Origin of the sequence: Wolbachia endosymbiont of Drosophila seguyi (assembly GCF_028981765.1) — a bacterium.
Classification (GTDB): domain Bacteria; phylum Pseudomonadota; class Alphaproteobacteria; order Rickettsiales; family Anaplasmataceae; genus Wolbachia; species Wolbachia pipientis.
Genome location: NZ_JAPQLM010000094.1, coordinates 1 through 2420 on the forward strand (window position 1 = coordinate 1; position 2420 = coordinate 2420).

3 protein-coding genes are annotated in these 2420 nt (G+C 35.1%); all 3 read left to right on the forward strand.

The window, feature by feature from the left end; genetic code table 11:
- Window positions 1–265: 265 nt before the first annotated feature.
- On the forward strand, window positions 266–607 hold the full coding sequence (locus OZD62_RS02050; RefSeq protein ID WP_010082297.1) for a hypothetical protein: 342 nt from the start codon (window positions 266–268) through the stop codon (window positions 605–607).
- Between the two features lie 39 nt (window positions 608–646).
- Window positions 647–1288, forward strand: a complete 642-nt coding sequence (fsa, locus tag OZD62_RS02055; protein ID WP_007552982.1) for a fructose-6-phosphate aldolase — start codon at window positions 647–649, stop codon at window positions 1286–1288.
- 358 nt (window positions 1289–1646) lie between these two features.
- Window positions 1647–2420, forward strand: a 774-nt coding sequence (locus OZD62_RS02060) for an ankyrin repeat domain-containing protein (RefSeq protein WP_275019330.1), incomplete at its 3' end; no start/stop codon positions are given.

Below are 2420 nucleotides of genomic sequence, written 5' to 3' on the forward strand. Positions count from 1 at the left end.
ATCCTCCAAAATTTTATTTTACCCGAAAAAACTCCTTTCTTTCTCTCCACTTTTTCTGGGTAAGGTCAATATACCAGTGCCGAAAATAGTTGACAAAGATTGTGTATACTTATTACAATTGTTTGGGTACCAGAAGTTTTTACGGCAACAAAGTATGCACTAACTATAAGTAAGGAAGACTTTAAGCAGGCAATAAAAAAAATGAAGTAACGTTTAAAAGAGATTGAAGGAGAGAAGAAAAAGGTAAAAGGGAATACGGCAGAAAATGAATCTTATTACAAATAGCATAAAGGGCTTTTATTCTAGTGTTAAATCGGACCTAGATTGGCAAGCCAAACGTAGTCTTATTAGAACATTAGTAAAAGAAGTCAACATTGATCTTGATAAAGTAGATGTAGTATTTAAGATCAAAGAACTTGAAAACCCCGCCCAGAATGGACAAAATCAAAAGATGGTACATTGTCTAAGGGGTCTGGGCACTGGGATGACATCTTTTTTCTTGGTACAAATTACTCTTATGTCTCAATATTTGTACAGTTGTGTTATCGGCTGTTTGATGTTTACAACGCAGAAAGTTCATAAGGTTGTAAGTCAAGCGGTAGGATGACAAGATTTTGTAAGGGTATTTTTTTTATAGGAGATTAATATGGAAATTTTTCTTGATAGCGTTGATTTAAATGAAATTAAAGGACTAAAGGAGTTCATTGACGGCATAACAACTAATCCTTCTTTAATAGCAAAGTCCGGGCGTAAAGATAAATACGAGGATTTAGTGCGTGAAATATGCTCTATTATAAAAGGGCCTGTTAGTGTTGAAGTTGTTGCAGATAGCCATGAAGAGATGATCACAGAAGGTCTGAATTTAGCAAAAATTGCTGATAATGTTGTGATCAAATTACCTCTTACACATGAAGGATTAATTTCTTGTAAAAAGTTATGGACAGAGCATAAAATACCTGTTAACATCACATTATGTTTTTCTCCTGGACAAGCACTGCTTGCCGCTAAGGTCGGTGCTTGTTTTATTTCCCCCTTTGTTGGTCGCCTTGATGATATAAGCTATGATGGCTTATCGCTAATAGAAGATATATGTACTATATATTCTAATTACGGTTTTGATACTAAAGTTCTTGTTGCATCAGTAAGAAGCCCAGCGCATGTAATAGAAGCTGCAAGGCTTGGTGCTGATTCAATTACTGTGCCAGCAAAAGTACTTAGACAATTAATTAATCACCCACTTACTGACCAAGGGCTAGCAATATTTGAAAAAGACTGGGGTGTAAAATAATAGACGGTTACAAATGAACATAAAAATTGGCGTATCCGTTCAGGCAATGGCGTCAACTTAAGAGCCTTCATTAGCAAACTCTCCTAAAGACATGATGGCGTTTGCTACCTTATTGCGGCTGCCCTGGTCGAATTTTAACTTTATAGCTAACCCAAGAAAGGTTTCCCTACATCATACCGCCGCGGCGCTAACGAGTAGCGGAATGACGAATTTGTTGTTTTTCAAATTGTAGGTAAACCTAAAGCTATAGAAAAAAAGAAGAACCAGTTTCTTAGTTCTTCATTGACATAATCCACTTCATATGCCTTAATAAAGTTTTATAGCTTGGTAGGAAATAGCGGGATCAGAATTTGAAGAAATGCTAAAGGAAATATTACAAGAAATTAATGATCAAGGCTTCAATAAAGATAATATAATTGATAAAATTAAGGATAAGCTGCAGGAAAAGGACCCACGCGTATACAACGGGTGGAAAGATAACAAGTTTGATATAGATCACCTGTTTTTACCAGGTATCATGTTGCGTATGATAGCTAAAGATACAAAATTAACAGGGTTCTTTATAGAATATGAAAGGACTCTTTTATATGTTGCTGCTGAACATGAGCACATACAAATAGTAGAAAATCTATTAGACAATGGAGCGAAAACCGGTATAAAAAATGGATATTGCAAAGAAGCTCCTTTACATGTTGCTGCTAAACATGGACACATACGAATAGTAGAAATTTTGTCAAAAAAAGAAGCAGATATCGATCTGAAAAATAGGTATGGGGAAACTCCTCTACATTATGCAGCTAAGTATGGACATACACAGGTATTAGAAAATCTATTGGGAAGAAGCACTAATGTTAATGTGCAAAGTGAAGTTGGAAGAACTCCTTTACATGATGCTGCTAATAATGGTCATATAGAGGTAGTAAAACATCTTATAAAAAAAGGGGCAGATGTTAATGTGCAAAGTAAAGTTGGAAGAATTCCTTTACATAATGCTGCTAATAATGGTTATATAGAGGTAGTAAAACATCTTATAAAAAAAGAGGCAGATGTTAATGTAGTGGACCAATATGGAAGAAGTCCTTTACATGATGCTGCTAAGCATGGTCATATAGAGGTAGTAAAACATCTTATA